This is a genomic window from Pseudomonas glycinae, assembly GCF_001594225.2.
In the GTDB taxonomy this organism is placed as follows: Bacteria; Pseudomonadota; Gammaproteobacteria; order Pseudomonadales; family Pseudomonadaceae; genus Aquipseudomonas; species Aquipseudomonas glycinae.
In genome coordinates this window covers 106,514-124,496 of sequence record NZ_CP014205.2, presented here as the reverse complement: position 1 = coordinate 124,496, position 17,983 = coordinate 106,514, and the positions used below count along the sequence as shown (strand labels likewise).

The window sequence follows — 17,983 nt, the reverse complement described above, 5'->3', positions numbered from 1 at the left end:
CTTACCTGCACGACTGTTGACCTATCTTTGAGGTGTGAGTGATGAAAGCCTGGATCTGTGTGCCGTTGATGGCGCTGGCATTGGCCGGTTGCGCCGGCAAGACCGCTTACCGCGACAGCTGCGGCAGTCAGCTCGACGCGGCGTGGCATGAACTGGATCTGGCCAAGGCCGAGGGTTTCGCCGGTACGGTCAGTTACTCCAAGGCGTTGTCGTTGCTGACAGCCGCCAAGACCCAGCAGCAATTCGAGGGATTCGAAGGCTGCACCAGGAAAGCCGAAAAAGCGCGTTTCTACATTCGCGAATCCCGCGCCGGGCGCTAAGCTGCTGACGTGGCGCAAGGGCAGGTCGCTTGCGCCGGCGCACACTCGTGCAAAGTCATTGAATTCTGGAGCAAGCGATGTCTGCGTTGGTTGGCCGGTTGGTGGCCCATGTCCTGAGCCTGGAAGTGCGGCTGCTGGCCTGTCAGGCGCGTCTGACCGCGCGGACCGACCCTGAAGCGCTGCACGACTTGCGCACTACCGTGCGGCGCTTGCGCAGTCTGTTGCGACCGTTGCGCGGCTTGCCCGGTGTCGAACAGTTGGAAAGCGCGGCGGCCAGCGTCGGACAACTGACCACGCCGTGGCGCGACCGCGAGGTGCTGGCGGCGTGGTTGATCAAGCATGATCAGCCCGAAGCTGCGCAACGGCGCATGGCGCAGATGGCCGAGGCTTATCCGACACTGGCGGCCAGTGCCGAAGTGGCGTCGCTGCTGATGATCCTCGATGCCTTTCCGCGTTTTCTGCGTGCGTCCCAGCGCCAGGGATTGCTCAAGCGCCTGGACAAGCGCATCGAAAAACGTCTGGGCAAACAATGGAAGAACCTCGACGTGGCACTGCACGACCCGGCCCACGACCGCCATCGCCTGCGCCTGCTGATCAAGCGCGTGCGTTACGGCATCGAGGCCTACCCAGAACTCGATCGTCTGCCGGAAGCTGCATTGCCCCGTTTGAAATCCGCGCAAGGCGCCCTCGGTGACTGGCACGATTGCTGGCAATGGCTGGCCCGCGCCGAACAGGAACCGGATCTGCAACCCTGCGTCGCCACCTGGCAGGCGACCATGATCCAGGCCGAAAGCAAGGCGGACCGGGTGCTGGAAAAACTCAGCGCAGCCTGCTTCAAGTCCTGAAACCCGCTGGCGCGCAGCAGCGCTGTCTTATCTGTCAGTCTCTTTGACCGGAATGGACGCTGCGCCGCTCTGCCGCGCTGGTTAAGATCCGGTCATTCCCTTTTTCGTATCCGAGGTTTCCATGCGCTTTTGCGATCTGATCGATGCTGTCCGTCGTCAACCGGAGGTCACGATTCCGGCGGAGTGGGGGCAGGGCCGGGCCAGTTTTGGCGGATTGGTGGCTGCGCTGCAATTTGAAGTGATGCGCACCCAAGTGCCGGCCGACCGGCCGGTGCGTTCGCTGGCGATCACCTTTGTCGGCCCGGTCGAGCCCGAAGTGCCGGTGAGCTTTCAAGTCGAGGTGCTGCGCGAAGGCAAAGCGGTCAGCCAGGTGCTGGGGCGCGCGGTGCAGAACGGTCAGGTGGTGACGATGGTGCAAGGCAGCTTCGGGGCTTCGCGGCCGTCGGAAGTGGCGGTGGAAGCCTATCCGGCGCCGGAGATGAAACACTGGGACGACTGCCAGGAACTGCCGTACATCAAAGGCGTAACCCCCGAGTTCATGCGTCATCTGGCGATGCGCTGGAGCGTTGGCGGGATGCCGTTCACCGGCAATCAATCGCGGCTGATGGGCGGCTGGGTGCGCCTGCGTGGGGATGTGAAGGAAGAGCCGGTCAACGAAGCGCACCTGCTGGCGCTGGTCGATGCCTGGCCACCCGCGCTGTTGCCGTATCTGAAGAAACCGGCACCGGGCAGCACGCTGACCTGGACCATCGAATTCGTTCAGCCGTTACGCGATTTGAGCACGCTGGATTTCTGCCAATACCTGGCGGACATCGAGTATGCGGCTGACGGTTACGGCCATGTCGCCGCCAAGCTGTGGAGCGCCGAGGGTGAACTGATTGCCATGAGTCGGCAGACGGTGACGATCTTCGCCTGACTCAATGGCGGCGATGGCGTTCACGCCAGGCGCGGAACCAGCCGCCACTGAGGAAGAACCGCGGAAACGTCAGGAACTGCTCGACCAGCAGACGCGAGACGGCGTCCTTGCGATCACTGAACGGCTCGGAGGCTTGCGCCTCCAGGCTGTGGCCGTGACGCTGCAGACCCAGCGCCGCGATGATGCCGATCACGCCGATCGCCACGCTGGCCAGACTCAGGCTGAACACGCCCGAGACGATCAACAGAAACGCGACGATGAACAGCGGCACGGCAATCAGGTGCAGCACCAGATTGGTCGGGTGCTGATGGTTGTTCGGGTACGCGCGCCATTGCCACGCGGGAAGGTTGGGGTGACGTTTGCCCATGTTGCTGCTCCTCGATCCATGTTCGTTCGGTACATGGTTGAAGAATAGGCCGGGGCCGTGAGGGCGGCGAATCAAGGTTGGCTATTGAAGTGATAGGGACAATGGTCTTATTTGATGCTGTTTCTGCTGACGCCATCGCGGGCAAGCCCGCTCCCACACGGGATTGTGAACGCCGCTGAGTCTACTGTGGGAGCGGGCTTACCCGCGATGAGGCCCCTTAAAGTTTCAACTGCCCAATCGCCTTGTTGAGTTCCCCGGCCAGCGTCGCTAACTCGTTACTGGTGGTCGCCGAATCCACGGTCTGTTGCACGGTGTTTTCGGTCACGTCGCGAATGCTCACCACCGCGCGGTTCATCTCCTCGGCCACCTGACTTTGCTGTTCTGCCGCCACCGCAATTTGCGTGTTGCTCTCGCGCATTTGCGCTACCGCTCCGGTGATTTCCGCCAGCGCTTCACCGGCCTCCTGCGCCTGCTGCACGCAGTCGTCGGCCTTGTACGAACTCTCCTGCATGAAGTCCACCGCATCACGGGTGCCAGCCTGCAACGCCGAGACCATGGTGGTGATTTCATCGGTGGAGGTCTGCACACGTTTGGCGAGGTTGCGTACCTCGTCGGCGACTACCGCGAACCCGCGACCCATCTCCCCGGCACGGGCCGCTTCGATCGCGGCATTGAGTGCCAGCAAATTGGTCTGTTCGGCGATGCTGTGGATCACGCTGACCACGCCGTTGATCTTCTGGCTGTCCTCGGCCAGACGCTGGATCATCTCGGCGGTCTGCTGCACGCCGCTGGACAGGCCGGCAATCGAATGCTGGACGCGGGTCACCACTTGCTGGCCGCTGCCAGCCAGGCCATCGGCGGTCTGCGACAGATCGCGAGTGGCGCCGGCGTGCTGGGCGATGTGGTAGACGGTCGCGGTCATTTCGTTGATCGCCGTGGCGGCCTGATCGGTTTCACTTTGCTGGCCGAGCATGCCGTGACGGACTTCGTTCATGCTCGACGCCAGTCGCGCCGCGCCGACGTCCAGTTGTCGGGCAGTGTTGGCCACGGTGGTCACCACTCGCTGATAACCGGCCTGCATCGCATTGAACGCGTTGGCCATCTGACCGACTTCATCCTTGCAGGCCAGCGGCACCCGGGCGGCGAGGTCGCCGGTTTTCTCTACATGCAGCATCACGTCCTTGAGCGTGTTGAGCTGGCTGAGCAGGAAACGGATCAACAACTGTGAAGCGCCAAGCATCGCCAGCATCAGGATGAACACCGCCACCGCGTAGTTGGCGAAGCGCTCGCTGAAGACCTGGCTGAGGCTGGGGGCGTAGGCGATCACGGCGACCTGCTGGCCATCGGCACGGCTGAAGACTTCGGCGCCGAGCAGCGGATTTTCGCCGAACAACGGCAAGTGACTGATCTCGATCCAGCCGCTGCTGTCGGTAATCTCCAGTAGCGGCTGATCGTTGAGGCGCGGCGCTTCCCCGCGTTTGAAAGTCAGCACCTGATCGGATTTGGGCAGCGCCTGTCCGGCCGGCCAGGCTTTCAGCAATTGCGCCTGGGCCTGGGCCGCGGTTTGCGCGGCGTGGCTGCGGGCCTGTTGTTCGAGCTGTACGGCGTACAGCACCAGCAACAGGGTGGTGACAAAGGCGACCGCGTTGACCGCCCAGAATTTGTATTTCAGCGAGATATTGCTAAGCCAGGCACCCATGGAGGTCTTCTCTGATAGCGGAAACAGTTTTGGCAAGGTGCCATTATTGTGCCGCTACCCAGGTGCCCGGTTCTTGATGTGCATCAACAACCGATGCATCTGCCTCTTTCAGGGCAGGTCAGGTAAACCGTAGAACGCCCGTGCGCACGCGGTTGTGTGGGTGGCCAGGTCTGCTTCGGTCTCGCCTCGATGCAACGCCACTTCACGCAGCACTTCGGTCAGATATGCCGGTTCGTTGCGCCCGTTTTTCGGCTTTGGCCGCAGTGTGCGCGGCAGCAGATACGGCGCATCGCTTTCGAGCATCAGGCGACCGCGCTTGATCTCCTTCACCAGCGGATGCAAATGGGTGCCGCGACGCTCGTCGCAGATCCAGCCGGTGATGCCGATGTGCAGGTCCAGGTCGAGGTAACTGAACAGCGCTTTCTGTTCGCCGGTAAAGCAATGCACCACGGCGGCCGGCAACTGATCGCGGAAGTCACGGAGGATTTCCAGCAGGCGCTGGCTTGCATCACGTTCATGCAGGAACACCGGCAGTTGCAGTTCGGCAGCCAGCGCCAGATGCTCTTCGAGGACTTTTTCCTGCTGCGGGCGCGGCGAAAAATCACGGTTGAAATCCAGTCCGCATTCACCCACCGCCACCACGTTCGACTCCTGCAGCAGGCTGCGCAGACGCCGCGCGCTGTCGGCGTTCCAGTCACTGGCCGAATGCGGGTGAATGCCGGCGGTGGCAAACAGTCGCTGGCCGTCCGGATCCAGTTGCTGGCACAGTTCCAGCGCCTGTTCGCTGCCCTCGACGCTGGTGCCGGTCAGCACCAGTTGGCAGACCCCGGCAGCGTAGGCGCGATCGAGCACGGCCTGGTGTTTGTCGGCGAAACTGGGGTTGGTCAGGTTGACGCCGATATCGATGAGTTGCATGGTGCTACCTCGGGCCGAAGGCCGGAAAGCATATCAGAGCTGTAGATTTATAAGAAAAGCCAAGAACTACAACGGCTTATGGCTGTCTGTTGAGGCCGCGTGGCAGGCCGGGTTGGTAGAATTGCCATCACTGTGCCAGTCTCTCGCACTTTATCAGCGCTCCAGGCGCTCTGTTTTTGTCGGTGTTTTACGACCGCTCGGCGGTGAAAACGCCCCGTATTCTTTCCGGAGAGTGGATGGTTCGTCCCTCGGTTTTGCTCCTGCTGTGTGGTTCGCTGCTGCTGCCGATGACGGCGGTCGCGCGGCTGCCCGGACCGCTGCAAGCCGTGCCGGCGGCCAAGGTTCGCGACCTGACCGAAATCCGCAGCAGCCGCGTGCTGCGAGTGCTGGTCAACCAGAGCCGCAACAGCTCCGGCGAAGTCCAGGGCCAGGCCATCGGCATCGAATACCACCGGCTGCGCGCCTTCGAGCAATACCTCAATGGCCACGCCCGCGACGGCCAGGAAATCACCCTCAAGATCATCCCCAAAGCCAAGGATCAATTGCTCGGCGCGCTGCAGCGTGGCGAAGGCGATCTTGTGGCGCCGGGCGAACTGCTCGAGCTGCAACCGGGCCACGCGGTTGCCAGCAGCGAGCCGATCGCCAGCAACGTGCCGCTGGTGCTGGTCGGCATCAAGGGTGAAAAGCGCTACACCAAGGTCGAGCAACTGGCCGGCAAAACCCTGGCATTGCCCACCGGCAGTGCGGCGGGGGAGGCGGTCAGCCAGCTCAACCAGAAACTGGCGCTGCACAAACTGGCGCCGATCAAGATCGAATGGGTCGATCCGACGCTGGCGGTCGAGGATGTGCTGGAAATGGTTCAGGGCGGGATCTTCCACCTGACCATCGTCGAGCAACCGATTGCCGAGCGGTGGGGCAAGATCCTGCCCAAGCTGCGTTTCGACCGTCAGGTGATGATCAGCGAACCGGGCGAGGAATACTGGTTCGTGCGCCGTGATGCGTCGATGTTGCGGGCCAGCATCGACCGCTTCCTGATCGGCTACAAAAAGCCGTCGAACGAAGATGCAGCGTTTCTGCGGATCTACCGCCGTCTCTATCAAGTGCACTATCCGTTGGCCAAGGCTGACCGTCAGCGTCTGGAAAAACTGCGCCCGACCCTGCAGAAACACGCCGAAGCGCAAAACATGGACTGGCTCAACCTGGCGGCGCTGGCGTTCAAGGAGTCAGCACTGCAACCCGGCGCGCGCAGTGGCAGCGGCCCGACCGGGCTGATGCAGATCACCCCGTCGGCGGCACAGCGAGTCGGCGTCAACAATATCCAGAATCTCGATGCGAATGTGCAGGCCGGGGCCAAGTACCTGGCGATGATCCGCCGCAAGTTCTTCAACAGCCCCAAGCTCAACGAGCGTGAACGCATGGCGTTCACCCTGGCCGCTTACAACATCGGCCCGGAGCGGGTGCAGGGCATGCGTGCCGAGGCGCGGCGTCGCGGCCTGAATCCCAACCAGTGGTTCTTTCAGGTCGAGCGCATCGCCATGGAGCAGGTGGGAATGGGCGCCGTCAGCTATGTTAATAGCGTGAACAAGTATTACTTGGCGTTCGACCGGGAGCGGGAGTCGTTGGAGCCCGGGGGGCAGAAAGTTGTCTCACGTAAATGATCAAGTAAATTGATTGTTATGGCGGAATTTCTGCGCTTTTAACATGAAAATAACTGATTAATATAGCGGCCGACCAACAAACACTTCTGATTACAAGGAAACGCAACATGAGCTCTCTGATCAACAAGGTTCTGTTCACCCGCGCCGGCTACGGTCTGACCATTCTGCGCATTGCCGTCGGCGTGATCTTCGCCGCCCACGGCTCGCAGAAACTTTTCGGCCTGTTCGGTGGCTATGGCCTGGCCGGCACCGCGCAATACATGGAAAGCATCGGCCTGACCCCGGGTTACCTGATGGCCACCCTGGCCGGCGGTACCGAGTTCTTCGCCGGTCTGGCACTGATCATCGGCCTGCTGGTTCGCCCGGCGGCACTGGGTCTGACCTTCCTGTCGCTGGTGGCGATCTTCACCGTACACATCAGCAACGGTCTGTTCATGGCCAACAACGGTTACGAGTTCGCCCTGGCCCTGCTCGGTGGCAGCCTCGCGGTGCTGATCGAAGGTGCCGGCAAGCTCTCGGTGGATCGCGCCATCGCCGGTTGAAGGCTCTGGCTCAAGCAAAAGGCCCGCATTGTGCGGGCCTTTTTTGTTGCGGTCGATTCTTGACACTGGCCGGTCACGTTCTCTAGGATGCCGCTCATGCGCCGATTTAAACAGCTACTTGCGGGGCGCCAGGTGACTCTTCTTCAGTTGCCGTCAGAAGCCGGAACAGGGCTTCGAAATACCGCTAAAGCGCTGGTTCGGTGTTGCCTCTCACCTGCCATGCAGACTTTTGAGGCAGAGACACGACACGATGAATGCACTACGCCCTCCAGCACGTCCCGCGCCGATCACGGCACACGTCACCCAGCGCAATCCAAAAATCCTGCTTGGCGGCAAACATCAGCCGACGCTGTTGCGTTATCTCGATGGCTGGCCACGCCGCAGCGGCGGTCCTGCCGCATTCCTGATCCAGTTCGTTGAAGACGGTGAGTCGCTGGCGCGTTTTGCCGATGACAGTTTCGATCTGGCGGTGATTCAGGCTCCGAGCCCTGAGGAAGCGCCGGAAATGATTCGCCAACTGACCCGCGTCGCACGTCAGGGCCTGATCACCCGGCGCTGAGCGTCAGGGATACTCGATCGCCACGATGTAGACGAACTGTTCGCCGGTCGGCGTCTGTACCCGCACTTCAGCATCCAGCGCCTTGCCGATCAGGGCGCGGGCCAGTGGCGAGTCGATGCTGATCAGACCGAGTTTCAGGTCCAGTTCGTCCGGGCCGACGATGCGATAGCGCGACTGTTTGCCGTCCTCGTCTTCGATGGTCACCCACGCGCCGAAATAGACCTTGTTCGGATCACTGGGTTTTTCGCTGACCACTTTCAACGCCTCAAGGCGTTTGGTGAGAAAGCGCACGCGGCTGTCGATCTCGCGCAGCATCTTTTTGCCGTAGGTGTACTCGGCATTTTCCGAACGATCACCCTGAGCCGCCGCTTCGCTGACCGATTGCGTCACCTGCGGTCGGCGCACATGCCACAGTTCATGAAGTTCGGCACGCATCCGCGCTTCACCTTCGGGGGTGATCAGCGCGGTACCGGCGGTGCGGGGAGGACGATAACGGCTCATGGCAACTTCTTTTGATCAAGACGGCTGGAGTCTATCAACCCTCGCGCAACACTGTCAGCGGGCTGGCGTTGAGCGCACGCCGCGTGCCGAACACACCGGCACCACCAATCAGCGCCGCGCCGATCAACGGCAACAGCAGCAACCACGGATGGGGGTGCCATGGCAGGTCGAAGGCGAAGCGATACAGCACCAGACTCACCACTTCCGAACCGATCGCCGCGAGCAATCCGCTGACCGCGCCGAGCAAGCCGAACTCGATCCGTCGTGCCTTGATCAGCAACTGCCGCTCGGCCCCCAGCGCACGCAACAGCGCGCCCTGGCGAATGCGTTCATCCAGCGTGGCCTGCAACCCGGAAAACAGCACCGCCATCCCCGCCGCCAACACAAACAACAACACATACTCCACCGCCAGGGTGACCTGGGCGAGGATGCTGCGCAGCTGTTCGAGCAAGGCTTCGACCTGCAGGATGGTCACCGCCGGGAACGCTCGCGACAGCTCGACAATCTGCTGATCGTGACCGGGCGCCAGATAGAAACTGGTCAGGTAGGTGGCTGGCAGATCCTTCAGGGTGCCGGGCTGGAAGATCATGAAGAAGTTCGGCTGGAAGTTGTCCCAGTTGATCTCCCGCAGGCTGGTGACCTTGGCTTCGCGATTGACCCCGCCCACGCTGAATATCATGTGATCGCCCAGCTTGAGCTTGAGACTCTCGGCCACCTTGCCTTCCACCGAAACGCCCGGGATGTCATCCGAAGGTTGGCCGGTCCACCACGAACCGGCAGTGATCTTGTTGCCCGCCGGCAGGTCGGCCGCCCATGTCAGGCTCAGGTCACGCTGGATGGCGCGGTCGCCGGCCGAGTCCTTGCTGACGATCTGCTGCACCGCTTCGCCATTGATGCTGATCAGCCGTCCCGGCACCACCGGATACAACGGCGCGGCCTGGGCCGAGACATTGATCAGGTGATCGGTGAAGGCCTGTTTGTCGGCCGGCAGGATGTTCAGGGCGAAGTAGTTCGGCGCGTTTTTCGGCAGCTGGTTTTGCCAGGTGTCGAGCAGTTCGCCACGCAGCAAGGCGATCAACGCCATCGACAGCAGAATCAGCCCGAAGGCCAATGACTGGCCGGCGGCCGCCAAAGGATGACGCAACAACTGACCCAACCCGAGACGCCAGGGCAATGACGCGCGCGCCAGCAGACGACGCAGGCTTTGCAGCAGCAACAGCAGCAAGCCGCCGAGCACCAGCGCGGCGACCACACCGCCGCCGAGCAGGGCGAACGTCAGCAGCAGGTCCAGACTCAGGCGCCACATGATCAGCCCAAGCGCACCGAGTGCTGCGCCATAGACCATCCAGGTACTCGATGGAATCGGCAGCATGTCCCGGCGCAAGACCCGCAACGGCGGCACGCGGCCCAGTGCGGCGAGCGGTGGCAGGGCGAAACCGGCCAGCGCCACCAGCCCGGTACCGATTCCGGCCAGCGCCGGCAGCAAGCCACCCGGCGGTACGTCGGTCGGCAGCAGATCATGCAGCAGCGCGAACAATCCCAATTGCGCGAGCCAGCCGAGCAGGGCACCGCTGAGGCTGGCGAGCAGGCCGAGCACCGTCAGTTGCAGACTGAACAGCACCAGGGTCTCCCGGCGCGACAAACCCAGGCAGCGCAGCAGTGCGCTGGCATCGAAACGCCGGCTGGCGAAGCGGTTGGCCGACAACGCCACCGCCACCCCGGCCAGAAGCACGGCGACCAGACTGGCCATGTTCAGATAGCGTTCGGCCTTGCCCAGTGCACCGCCGATCTGCCGGTTGCCGTCGCGGGCATCCTGAATCCGCTGGTTGGCGGCAAGGCCCGGTTTGATCAGTTGGCGATAGGTTTCCAGCGCTTGCGGCTCGCCGCGCCACAGTTCGCGGTAGCTCACCCGGCTGCCGGGTTGCACCACGCCGGTGGCGGCGAGGTCGTCGAGGTTGATCAGCACCCGTGGCGTCAGGCTGTAGAAATTACCGGCGCGATCGGGCTCGTAGGTGAGTACTCGCGTCAGTTTCAACGTCTTCATGCCGACGTCGATGCTGTCGCCGATCTTCAGGTCCAGCGCCGTCAGCAGGCGTGCTTCGACCCAGGCTTCACCGGGCTGCGGCTCACCACCGGTTTGCTCTGTCGCGTAGGGGGCGGGGGCGCTTTTCAGTTCGCCGCGCAGCGGGTAGGCGCGGTCGACCGCTTTGATGCTGGAGAGCTGAATGCCGTTGTCCGTGGCGATGACGCTGGAAAACTCCACCACCTGCGCATGATCCAGACGCAGCTCGGTGCCGCTCCGGATCTGTTCCGGGCGGGCCGGCGAGCTGCCTTCGAGCGACAGGTCGGCGCCTAAAAACTCGGTGGCACGCAGCATCATCGCGCCGTTGAGGCGGGCACCGAAATAGCCGATCGCGGTACTCGCCGCGACCGCCACGACCAAGGCGAAAAACAGCACCCGCAGTTCACCGGCGCGGGCATCGCGCATCAGTTGGCGCAGGGCGAGACTGAACAGACGCAACAGCGGCAGACGTGCCATCAAGGCTCCAGAGGGGCGACCAACAGGCCGGCTTCAAGACGGATCAGACGCCGGCAACGATGGGCCAGGCGTTCGTCGTGGGTCACCAGCACCAGGGTGGTGCCGCGTTCCTTGTTCAATTCGAACAGCAAGTCACTGATGCGCTCGCCGGTGTGGCTGTCGAGGTTGCCGGTGGGTTCGTCGGCGAACAGCACGTCCGGCTCGGCAGCAAAGGCCCGGGCAATGGCGACACGCTGTTGTTCGCCGCCGGAGAGCTGGCGCGGCGAGTGAGTCAGGCGCTGGCCGAGGCCGACCCGTTGCAGTAACTCAGTGGCGCGGCTTCGGGCGTCTTTGCGGCCGTCGAGCTCCAGCGGCAGCATGACGTTTTCCAGCGCGTTGAGACTGTCGAGCAGCTGGAAAGATTGAAAGACGAAACCCACGTGTTCGGCGCGAATGCGCGCGCGCTGGTCTTCGTCGAGATGGCTCAGTCCTTGCCCGGCGAGCGTCACTTCGCCGCTGCTTGGCAGATCGAGGCCGGCGAGCAGGCCGAGCAGGGTGGATTTGCCGGAACCGGACGCGCCGACGATGGCCAGGCTGTCGCCCTTGTTCAGTTCCAGGCTGAGTTCGTGCAGGATGGTCAGTTCACCTTCCGCGCTGGGAACCACTTTGCTAAGGTTCTTCGCGGTGAGAATGCTTGCGCCCATGGAGAATCCGATGCGTGTGTGGTTTTTGAGTGCTGGCCTGGCCTTGATGTGCATGGCCCAGAACGCAGCGGCGGGTACAGTCCTGATCGTTGGCGATAGTATCAGCGCCGGTTTCGGACTGGATACCCGGCTGGGGTGGGTGTCGTTGCTCGAACAGCGGCTCAAGAGCGAAGGTTTTGACGACAAAGTGGTCAATGCGTCCATCAGCGGTGACACCAGTGCCGGGGGCCAGGCGCGGCTGCCGGCGCTGCTTGCAGAGCACAAGCCGGAACTGGTGATCCTCGAATTGGGCGGCAACGATGGCCTGCGCGGAATGCCGCCGACGCAATTGCAACAAAATCTTGCTTCGATGATCGACAGCTCCCGTCAAAGCGGTGCCAAGGTGCTGCTGCTCGGCATGCAGTTACCACCCAATTACGGCAAGCGCTACACCGATGCCTTCGCCGAGGTCTACGGCAAGCTCGCCGAGGAGAAAAAAATCCCGTTGGTGCCGTTTTTCCTCGACGGCGTGGGCGGGCATCCGGACTTGATGCAGGCCGACGGTCTGCACCCGGCGGCCGGGGCTCAGGGCAAGTTGCTGGAAAATGTCTGGCCGACGCTAAAACCGCTGTTATGAGGCTTTTCTAGCGGCAGGCTTTCGGCTAATGTGGCGCCCCCTTATTTGGAGCCCCCGATGCCGCGTCCTGCCTGGTCCTTGTTCGCCTACCAACTGATCGAGCCTGACGAACAGCTGGATCTGTTCGCCTGCCAGGAAGTGCGGGTGCATCTGGTGACCCGTCAGCTGGAACTCGGTGGTTCGGCGGATCGAACCTTGTGCGGCAGTCTGCTGCCGGCGCAACCGCGCTGGTCAAGCGTCGATCGCCGGGTGTTTCAGGACCAGCGCCTGTGTTCGCTGTGCCGGGCGATCCTCGAATCGCAGAAACGTGGCACCTCGCCGATCTGGCCCGAGTTGCGTTTCGAGCTTTGAGCGCCAGTATCTTCCGATCGCAGTCGTAGCCTGCGGCGCTTCAATCATGAAGAGTTCTGCCAGCCCATCGGCGCATCTCCCCGAATTCCATGGGCGCGGTGTACAATCGCGTTCTTATGACCTTGTCGATCTTGCGAAGGATTCTCCGGATGTTGCCGCGTTTTCCTGCCGTCACCCGCTGCCTGTCTCTTGCCGCCCTCTGTGTGGCCGGTCCCGTTGCCGCACTGGAGTTTCCCCTGCCTCCGCCGGGTGAGGACATCATCGGCCAGGTGCAAGTGATCAAGGCCAAGTACGAAGATACCTTTGCCGATCTGGGCACCACCTACGATCTGGGTTATTCGGAAATGGTCGCGGCCAACCCGGGCGTCGATGCCTGGTTGCCGGGCGCCGGCACCGAAATCGTTCTGCCGACCCGCTTCATTCTGCCGCCGGGCCCGCGTGAAGGCATCGTGATCAACCTGGCTGAATATCGCCTCTACTACTACCCGAAAGGCCGGAACGTGGTGTACACCTTCCCGCTGGGTATCGGTCGCGAAGGCTGGGGCTCGCCGATCGCCCACACCACGATCACCGCGAAGACGCCGAATCCTACCTGGACGCCGCCAGCTTCGATCAAGGCTGAACACGCTGCCGATGGCGATCCGCTGCCGAACGTGGTGCCGGCCGGTCCGGACAACCCGCTGGGGCCGTTCAAGTTCACCCTGGGCACGCCGGGCTACCTGATCCACGGCTCGAACAAGAAGTTCGGTATCGGCATGCGCACCAGTCACGGTTGCTTCCGCATGTTCAACAACAACGTGCTGGAAATGGCCAGCATGGTTCCGGTGGGGACTTCGGTACGGATTCTCAACGACGCCTACAAGTTCGGTCGCAGTGGCGGCAAGATCTACCTGGAGGCGCACACGCCGATCGATGACAAGGGCAACCCGTCGGTGGTCGACAAGCACACCGCCGTGATCAACGCGATGCTCAAGCGTGAAGACATCACCAACAACCTGCGTATGAACTGGGATGTGGTGCGTGATGTGGTGGCGGCCGAAGATGGCCTGCCAACCGAAATCGGCACGCCGAATACTTCGGCACCGATGGTCTCCAGCGCACCGATCGACCTGCAGCAATAAGCTGAAAGACAAAACCCGCCGAGGCTTGCGCCGTGGCGGGTTTTTTATTGCCCGCAGAAAACTGCAGGCACAAAAAAGCCGACCCGAAAAAACGGGTCGGCTTGATAACAATCCCGAAGGACTATTACTTGCGGCTAGCTTTTTCCAGCATGCGCAGAGCACGCTCGTTAGCTTCGTCAGCAGTCTGTTGTGCTTTTTGAGCAGCAGCCAGAGCTTCATCAGCTTTACGGTAAGCTTCGTCTGCACGAGCCTGGGCGCGAGCAGCTGCGTCTTCAGTAGCGGTCAGACGTGCTTCGGTTTCTTTCGATGCGCTGCTGCAACCGGTAGCCAGAACTGCGGCCAGAGCCAGAGCAGAGAATTTCAGAACGTTGTTCATCGTGTTCCCCTTCAAGGACTTTCAATTAAGTGGCTGTCTCCTCCGATTGAGGAAATAGCCGGCGTACATACTACCCATTACTTGTAGTAAGTAAACTGACGTAAGGCAAGAAGCAAAAAAAATTGTAGGCGTTGATTCTTTTTCGAGCAACTTTTAACTGGGCTGTATAAAAAATATCCAGCTGTAAGCCCCGAGATGAGCGAGTTAATGAGAAAAAGTTCCCGTTGCTGTGCGCTGTTTCGCAGGTAGTGGCCGAAGTCTGTCTATATGGATTCGTCCACACTTTTGTTGCGAATCTGCGCAGTGCCTCGCATATCTTTGTCCATGTTGAGGTGACTTTAAAACAGGGGGCTCGTCTTAAGTCTCAACATCCGGCGATGTTCAGCCTTCCGGCTCGGGAAGATCGTCTCCCGAACCGGCCCTGAGTCCACTGGAATTGCCTCTCAATCCGCATGAAGACGAGCGTACCTTGAGCATTTTCGCCAATGGTGCCTACTATTTGATACGTGCTCGGGTTGCGCGAGATCGGTGCAGTTCTTCTCGGTGTCCATCAGGCACGGGGTGGCGTAGATGTTCCTTCGCCGGGAAAACATCGGTAAGGTAGGGGTCAGAATTCGAGACCCGCGAGGAGTAGTGATGAGCGAGGCGTTGTCCATCCACCATGACCAGGCTGGTCATCAGTTCGAGACCAATGTGGACGGTCATCGTGCCTACCTGACCTATATGGATCTGGGGAAACAGACCCTGGATATCTATCGCACCTTCGTGCCCAACGCCTTGCGTGGCCGAGGCATCGCGGCAGCCCTGACCGAACGGGCGTTGCAGTACGCTGACGAAATGGGCTACACGGTCATTCCATCGTGCTCCTACGTGGAGCGCTACATGGAGCGTCATCAGCGGCGCACCGCCAAGATCTGACTGACCTCACCGCACACACAAAAACGCCGGGCAATGCCCGGCGTTTTTTTGTGCCTGCGAAACGGCTGTCAACTGCGCTGACGTTTCGGCAGAACATCCTTGAGCTTGGCGTGCATGCTGCGCAAGGTGTTTTCGGTAGCGGACCAGTCGATGCAGGCATCGGTGATCGACACGCCGTATTGCAGGTCGGCGAGGTCTTTCGGGATGGCCTGGCAGCCCCAGTTCAGGTGACTTTCGACCATCAGGCCGATAATCGACTGGTTGCCTTCGAGGATCTGGTTGGCAACGTTCTCCATCACCAGCGGTTGCAGGGCCGGATCCTTGTTGGAGTTGGCGTGGCTGCAATCGACCATGATGTTCGGCTTGATCTTCGCCTTGTTCAGCGCCTGCTCACACAAGGCGACGCTCACCGAATCGTAGTTCGGCTTGCCGTTGCCGCCGCGCAGCACCACGTGGCCGTAGGCGTTGCCCTTGGTGGTGACGATCGAAACGCCCCCTTCCTGGTTGATGCCCAGGAAACGGTGCGGGCTGGAAACCGACTGCAAGGCGTTGATCGCCACGGTCAGGCCGCCGTCGGTGCCGTTCTTGAAGCCGACCGCCGAGGACAGGCCGGAAGCCATCTCGCGGTGGGTCTGGGATTCGGTGGTCCGTGCGCCGATGGCCGACCAGCTGATCAGGTCCTGCAGATACTGCGGGGAGATCGGGTCGAGGGCTTCGGTGGCGGTCGGCAAGCCTTTCTCGGCCAGGTCCAGCAGCAACTGGCGACCGATGTGCAGACCGTCCTGGATCTTGAACGAGTCATCCAGGTACGGGTCGTTGATCAGGCCTTTCCAGCCGACGGTGGTCCGTGGCTTTTCGAAATACACGCGCATGACCAGATACAGGGTGTCCGAGACTTCTGCCGCCAGCACCTTCAGGCGATCGGCATATTCATGGGCAGCCTTGATGTCGTGGATCGAGCAGGGGCCGATCACCACGAACAGACGATGGTCGGTGCCATCGAGAATGTTGCGGATGACCTCGCGACCCTTGGTGACGGTGCGCAGGGCCGCGTCGCTCAGAGGGATATCACGCTTGAGCTGATCGGGAGTGATCAGGGTCTCGTTGGAAGCGACGTTCAGGTCGTTGATCGGTAAATCAGCCATCGTTTACTCGTCAGGTCACGGGTGCCGGCCGCCAGCGATCCCCGCGCGGCGGAGCACAGCGGATTTAAGCGCGTCGGGGAGCCGAACCTTATCGCGTTAGACGCCTGCTAGACAATGGGCAAGTCGCTGTTCAGTCCAGCACAGGTTGCGCAAAAGCCTTGCGAACGGTGTCGTGGGAGAACTCGTCGGCGTGTTGTTCGACCCATTGCAGGGCCAGGGCCTGAATATCCTGGAGGTCATCGTGGGCGTCGTTGAGTCGGCAATAGCGTTCGATCTGACACACCTGCTCACCCATTCGCGCGCTGAACAGCGTCTGTTCGTCGGTGAAGGCGATGCCCACCAGATAACCTTTTTTACGTCGCAGGCACCAGGCCACGTAGCCCGGATAACAGATGTCGGCATTGAGGGTCGGCATACGAACCTGCAAGGCGGTTCCATGGCGCCAGGCGCGGTGGTAATTGCAAGCGATGCCGCCGAGGCTGATAGTGTGCAGCCGTTGACGCGAAATACACTCCGGTGTGAGCAAGGTCAATTCAACGGGCACATCATCCGGATGAGGAATAAACCGTCCCATGAGCACAGACTCCCTGTGTCGGCCATTTGACATTGTTTCCCCCAGTATAGTGGTCGAATCGCAGCTGACCGATTTCGACGCCGACCAACGGCTGCTGGCGATGAGCGGTGTTTCGCTGGTGGTTTTTACCAGCGTCGGCTGCGCCAGTTGCCGCTATGCCCGTGAGGTGTTGCCGGGTTTCGATCTGGCTGTCGATCGCGTGTGCTGGATCGATGCCGGTGACAACGGTGGACTGGTCGAGCGTTATCAGATCTTTCATTTGCCGGCGCTGTTTGTGGTGCGTGACGGCGAGTTCTTTGGGGCTGTGCACACGCGCCTGAATGTCGATGAGCTGAATGCAGCCGTGACGCAGGCGCTGGGTCGAATTGCAGAGGAGTTGCCGTGATGGGAGCAGTGAAAAAACCGGTGGTGGGGATCATTGGCACCGGCGCCATCGGAGGGTTCTACGGGGTGATGCTGGCCCGGGCCGGGTTCGATGTGCATTTTCTGTTGCGCAGCGAATTTTCCGCAGTCGCCGAGCGCGGCTTGCAAGTGGACAGTGCTGTGCATGGCGCATTGGCGCTGAACCCGGTGCAGGCCTATTCGTCAGCGGAAGACATGCCGCCATGCGACTGGCTGCTGGTCGGCGCCAAGACCACCAGCAATGCCGGGCTGGCGCCGTCGATCATTCAGGCGGCGAAGCCCGATGCGAAAGTGCTGGTGCTGCAAAACGGCCTCGACGTCGAAGACAGTTTGCGTGCGTTGCTGCCCGATTCCCTGCATTTGCTGGGCGGCTTGTGCCTGATTTGCGTTCATCGCGAGCGGCCGGGCCAGATCACCCACCAGGCGCTGGGCGCAGTGAACGTCGGCTATCACAGCGGCCCGGCAGCGGATGACGCGGCGCGCATGGCAATCGTCGAAGAGGGCGCCAGCCTGTTCCGCGCCGCCGGTCTTGATTCCCAGGCGATGCCGAACCTGCATCAGGCGCGCTGGCAGAAACTGGTGTGGAACATTCCCTACAACGGCCTTTCGGTGTTGCTCGGCGCCGGCACCACGCCGTTGATGGCCGACACGGACAGCCGCGCATTGATTCAGGCGCTGATGGCTGAAGTGGTGCAGGGCGCCAAGGCCTGCGGCCACGACATGCCACCCGGTTACGCCGAATACCTGTTCATGATGACCGAGAAAATGCCCGATTATTGGCCGAGCATGTACCACGACTTTCTGCACAAGCGACCGCTGGAGCTGGAGGCGATCTACGCTCGTCCTTTGGCGGCGGCGAAAGCGGCAGGCTGCGAGTTGCCGCGAATCGAATCGTTGTATCGCACATTGAGCTTTATCGACCGGCGCAACGTTTAA

The 17,983-nt window shown here is 61.5% G+C and carries 21 protein-coding genes; 12 read left to right on the top strand and 9 right to left on the bottom strand.

What is annotated here, in order from left to right; genetic code table 11:
• Nucleotides 1–41: 41 nt before the first annotated feature.
• From AWU82_RS00575 to AWU82_RS00565, 3 genes are all read left to right on the top strand, one after another.
• A complete protein-coding gene (locus AWU82_RS00575) occupies nucleotides 42–320 on the top strand; it encodes a hypothetical protein (RefSeq protein ID WP_011335323.1) in 279 nt (92 codons plus the stop codon).
• Nucleotides 321–397: 77 nt separating this feature from the next.
• Entirely contained in the window at nucleotides 398–1,165 is a 768-nt protein-coding gene (locus AWU82_RS00570) for a CHAD domain-containing protein (RefSeq protein WP_064383335.1), read from the top strand.
• A 121-nt stretch (nucleotides 1,166–1,286) separates the two neighbouring features.
• Complete coding sequence (locus AWU82_RS00565; protein WP_064383333.1) at nucleotides 1,287–2,081, top strand: acyl-CoA thioesterase; 795 nt, start codon at nucleotides 1,287–1,289, stop codon at nucleotides 2,079–2,081.
• A 1-nt stretch (nucleotide 2,082) separates the two neighbouring features.
• Here AWU82_RS00565 and AWU82_RS00560 read toward each other — a convergent pair whose 3' ends face one another.
• From AWU82_RS00560 to AWU82_RS00550, 3 genes are all read right to left on the bottom strand, one after another.
• Entirely contained in the window at nucleotides 2,083–2,448 is a 366-nt protein-coding gene (locus tag AWU82_RS00560) for an Mpo1-like protein (RefSeq protein WP_007950951.1), read from the bottom strand.
• A 217-nt stretch (nucleotides 2,449–2,665) separates the two neighbouring features.
• A complete protein-coding gene (locus tag AWU82_RS00555; protein WP_064383331.1) occupies nucleotides 2,666–4,147 on the bottom strand; it encodes a methyl-accepting chemotaxis protein in 1,482 nt (493 codons plus the stop codon).
• Between the two features lie 108 nt (nucleotides 4,148–4,255).
• Nucleotides 4,256–5,062 (bottom strand): TatD family hydrolase, encoded by an 807-nt coding sequence (locus AWU82_RS00550; RefSeq protein ID WP_064383329.1) that lies wholly within the window; start codon nucleotides 5,060–5,062, stop codon nucleotides 4,256–4,258.
• 236 nt (nucleotides 5,063–5,298) lie between these two features.
• On the opposite strand from AWU82_RS00550, the gene AWU82_RS00545 reads away from it, so the two are divergent.
• From AWU82_RS00545 to AWU82_RS00535, 3 genes are all read left to right on the top strand, one after another.
• Entirely contained in the window at nucleotides 5,299–6,720 is a 1,422-nt protein-coding gene (locus AWU82_RS00545; protein ID WP_064383327.1) for an MltF family protein, read from the top strand.
• 107 nt (nucleotides 6,721–6,827) lie between these two features.
• On the top strand, nucleotides 6,828–7,262 hold the full coding sequence (locus tag AWU82_RS00540) for a DoxX family protein (protein ID WP_007950955.1): 435 nt from the start codon (nucleotides 6,828–6,830) through the stop codon (nucleotides 7,260–7,262).
• A gap of 250 nt (nucleotides 7,263–7,512) precedes the next feature.
• Entirely contained in the window at nucleotides 7,513–7,821 is a 309-nt protein-coding gene (locus AWU82_RS00535) for a hypothetical protein (protein WP_064383326.1), read from the top strand.
• 3 nt (nucleotides 7,822–7,824) lie between these two features.
• Here AWU82_RS00535 and greB read toward each other — a convergent pair whose 3' ends face one another.
• Genes greB through AWU82_RS00520 form a run of 3 tightly spaced genes read right to left on the bottom strand, consistent with a single transcriptional unit; the run spans nucleotide 7,825 to nucleotide 11,544 of the window.
• On the bottom strand, nucleotides 7,825–8,322 hold the full coding sequence (gene greB / locus AWU82_RS00530; RefSeq protein WP_064383324.1) for a transcription elongation factor GreB: 498 nt from the start codon (nucleotides 8,320–8,322) through the stop codon (nucleotides 7,825–7,827).
• A 34-nt stretch (nucleotides 8,323–8,356) separates the two neighbouring features.
• Nucleotides 8,357–10,861 carry an ABC transporter permease gene (locus AWU82_RS00525; RefSeq protein ID WP_064383322.1) on the bottom strand — a complete coding sequence of 835 codons (2,505 nt, stop codon included), beginning with the start codon at nucleotides 10,859–10,861 and terminating at the stop codon, nucleotides 8,357–8,359.
• Nucleotides 10,861–11,544 carry an ABC transporter ATP-binding protein gene (locus AWU82_RS00520; protein ID WP_064383319.1) on the bottom strand — a complete coding sequence of 228 codons (684 nt, stop codon included), beginning with the start codon at nucleotides 11,542–11,544 and terminating at the stop codon, nucleotides 10,861–10,863. Before AWU82_RS00520 ends, AWU82_RS00525 begins: the two co-directional genes overlap by 1 nt.
• A gap of 10 nt (nucleotides 11,545–11,554) precedes the next feature.
• On the opposite strand from AWU82_RS00520, the gene AWU82_RS00515 reads away from it, so the two are divergent.
• The 3 genes from AWU82_RS00515 to AWU82_RS00505 all read left to right on the top strand — a co-directional run bounded on the left by AWU82_RS00515 (nucleotide 11,555) and on the right by AWU82_RS00505 (nucleotide 13,632).
• Entirely contained in the window at nucleotides 11,555–12,160 is a 606-nt protein-coding gene (locus AWU82_RS00515) for an arylesterase (RefSeq protein ID WP_011335313.1), read from the top strand.
• 57 nt (nucleotides 12,161–12,217) lie between these two features.
• Complete coding sequence (locus AWU82_RS00510) at nucleotides 12,218–12,511, top strand: hypothetical protein (RefSeq protein ID WP_003226812.1); 294 nt, start codon at nucleotides 12,218–12,220, stop codon at nucleotides 12,509–12,511.
• Nucleotides 12,512–12,660: 149 nt separating this feature from the next.
• Nucleotides 12,661–13,632, top strand: coding sequence for a L,D-transpeptidase family protein (locus AWU82_RS00505; RefSeq protein WP_064383316.1), 972 nt, complete (start codon nucleotides 12,661–12,663; stop codon nucleotides 13,630–13,632).
• Nucleotides 13,633–13,756: 124 nt separating this feature from the next.
• Here the strand turns inward: AWU82_RS00505 and oprI are convergent, their stop codons facing one another.
• Nucleotides 13,757–14,008 (bottom strand): outer membrane lipoprotein OprI, encoded by a 252-nt coding sequence (gene oprI, locus AWU82_RS00500; RefSeq protein ID WP_011335311.1) that lies wholly within the window; start codon nucleotides 14,006–14,008, stop codon nucleotides 13,757–13,759.
• A 636-nt stretch (nucleotides 14,009–14,644) separates the two neighbouring features.
• Between oprI and AWU82_RS00495 the strand changes: the two genes are divergently transcribed.
• On the top strand, nucleotides 14,645–14,926 hold the full coding sequence (locus AWU82_RS00495) for a GNAT family N-acetyltransferase (protein WP_007955658.1): 282 nt from the start codon (nucleotides 14,645–14,647) through the stop codon (nucleotides 14,924–14,926).
• Between the two features lie 68 nt (nucleotides 14,927–14,994).
• Here AWU82_RS00495 and AWU82_RS00490 read toward each other — a convergent pair whose 3' ends face one another.
• Together AWU82_RS00490 and AWU82_RS00485 are read right to left on the bottom strand one after the other, a co-directional pair.
• The gene (locus AWU82_RS00490; RefSeq protein ID WP_007908583.1) at nucleotides 14,995–16,071 is read right to left on the bottom strand and encodes a 3-deoxy-7-phosphoheptulonate synthase; all 1,077 of its coding nucleotides are present in this window, start codon (nucleotides 16,069–16,071) and stop codon (nucleotides 14,995–14,997) included.
• 130 nt (nucleotides 16,072–16,201) lie between these two features.
• Complete coding sequence (locus tag AWU82_RS00485; RefSeq protein WP_011335308.1) at nucleotides 16,202–16,645, bottom strand: PilZ domain-containing protein; 444 nt, start codon at nucleotides 16,643–16,645, stop codon at nucleotides 16,202–16,204.
• Here AWU82_RS00485 and AWU82_RS00480 point away from each other — a divergent pair.
• Together AWU82_RS00480 and AWU82_RS00475 are read left to right on the top strand one after the other, a co-directional pair.
• Entirely contained in the window at nucleotides 16,644–17,030 is a 387-nt protein-coding gene (locus AWU82_RS00480; RefSeq protein ID WP_064383315.1) for a thioredoxin family protein, read from the top strand. The genes AWU82_RS00485 and AWU82_RS00480 overlap by 2 nt on opposite strands.
• Nucleotides 17,027–17,983 (top strand): putative 2-dehydropantoate 2-reductase, encoded by a 957-nt coding sequence (locus AWU82_RS00475; RefSeq protein WP_170928974.1) that lies wholly within the window; start codon nucleotides 17,027–17,029, stop codon nucleotides 17,981–17,983. Before AWU82_RS00480 ends, AWU82_RS00475 begins: the two co-directional genes overlap by 4 nt.

Bases quoted from the DNA above. Each gene is read 5' to 3' on its own strand.
- greB (WP_064383324.1), bottom strand. From the start codon at position 8,322: ATGAGCCGTTATCGTCCTCCCCGCACCGCCGGTACCGCGCTGATCACC.
- AWU82_RS00515 (WP_011335313.1), top strand. From the start codon at position 11,555: ATGCGTGTGTGGTTTTTGAGTGCTGGCCTGGCCTTGATGTGCATGGCC.
- AWU82_RS00575 (WP_011335323.1), top strand. From the start codon at position 42: ATGAAAGCCTGGATCTGTGTGCCGTTGATGGCGCTGGCATTGGCCGGT.
- AWU82_RS00570 (WP_064383335.1), top strand. From the start codon at position 398: ATGTCTGCGTTGGTTGGCCGGTTGGTGGCCCATGTCCTGAGCCTGGAA.
- AWU82_RS00550 (WP_064383329.1), bottom strand. From the start codon at position 5,062: ATGCAACTCATCGATATCGGCGTCAACCTGACCAACCCCAGTTTCGCC.
- AWU82_RS00565 (WP_064383333.1), top strand. From the start codon at position 1,287: ATGCGCTTTTGCGATCTGATCGATGCTGTCCGTCGTCAACCGGAGGTC.
- AWU82_RS00525 (WP_064383322.1), bottom strand. From the start codon at position 10,861: ATGGCACGTCTGCCGCTGTTGCGTCTGTTCAGTCTCGCCCTGCGCCAA.
- AWU82_RS00510 (WP_003226812.1), top strand. From the start codon at position 12,218: ATGCCGCGTCCTGCCTGGTCCTTGTTCGCCTACCAACTGATCGAGCCT.
- AWU82_RS00540 (WP_007950955.1), top strand. From the start codon at position 6,828: ATGAGCTCTCTGATCAACAAGGTTCTGTTCACCCGCGCCGGCTACGGT.
- AWU82_RS00555 (WP_064383331.1), bottom strand. From the start codon at position 4,147: ATGGGTGCCTGGCTTAGCAATATCTCGCTGAAATACAAATTCTGGGCG.
- AWU82_RS00495 (WP_007955658.1), top strand. From the start codon at position 14,645: ATGAGCGAGGCGTTGTCCATCCACCATGACCAGGCTGGTCATCAGTTC.
- oprI (WP_011335311.1), bottom strand. From the start codon at position 14,008: ATGAACAACGTTCTGAAATTCTCTGCTCTGGCTCTGGCCGCAGTTCTG.
- AWU82_RS00545 (WP_064383327.1), top strand. From the start codon at position 5,299: ATGGTTCGTCCCTCGGTTTTGCTCCTGCTGTGTGGTTCGCTGCTGCTG.
- AWU82_RS00560 (WP_007950951.1), bottom strand. From the start codon at position 2,448: ATGGGCAAACGTCACCCCAACCTTCCCGCGTGGCAATGGCGCGCGTAC.
- AWU82_RS00520 (WP_064383319.1), bottom strand. From the start codon at position 11,544: ATGGGCGCAAGCATTCTCACCGCGAAGAACCTTAGCAAAGTGGTTCCC.
- AWU82_RS00535 (WP_064383326.1), top strand. From the start codon at position 7,513: ATGAATGCACTACGCCCTCCAGCACGTCCCGCGCCGATCACGGCACAC.
- AWU82_RS00505 (WP_064383316.1), top strand. From the start codon at position 12,661: ATGTTGCCGCGTTTTCCTGCCGTCACCCGCTGCCTGTCTCTTGCCGCC.
- AWU82_RS00490 (WP_007908583.1), bottom strand. From the start codon at position 16,071: ATGGCTGATTTACCGATCAACGACCTGAACGTCGCTTCCAACGAGACC.
- AWU82_RS00485 (WP_011335308.1), bottom strand. From the start codon at position 16,645: ATGGGACGGTTTATTCCTCATCCGGATGATGTGCCCGTTGAATTGACC.
- AWU82_RS00480 (WP_064383315.1), top strand. From the start codon at position 16,644: ATGAGCACAGACTCCCTGTGTCGGCCATTTGACATTGTTTCCCCCAGT.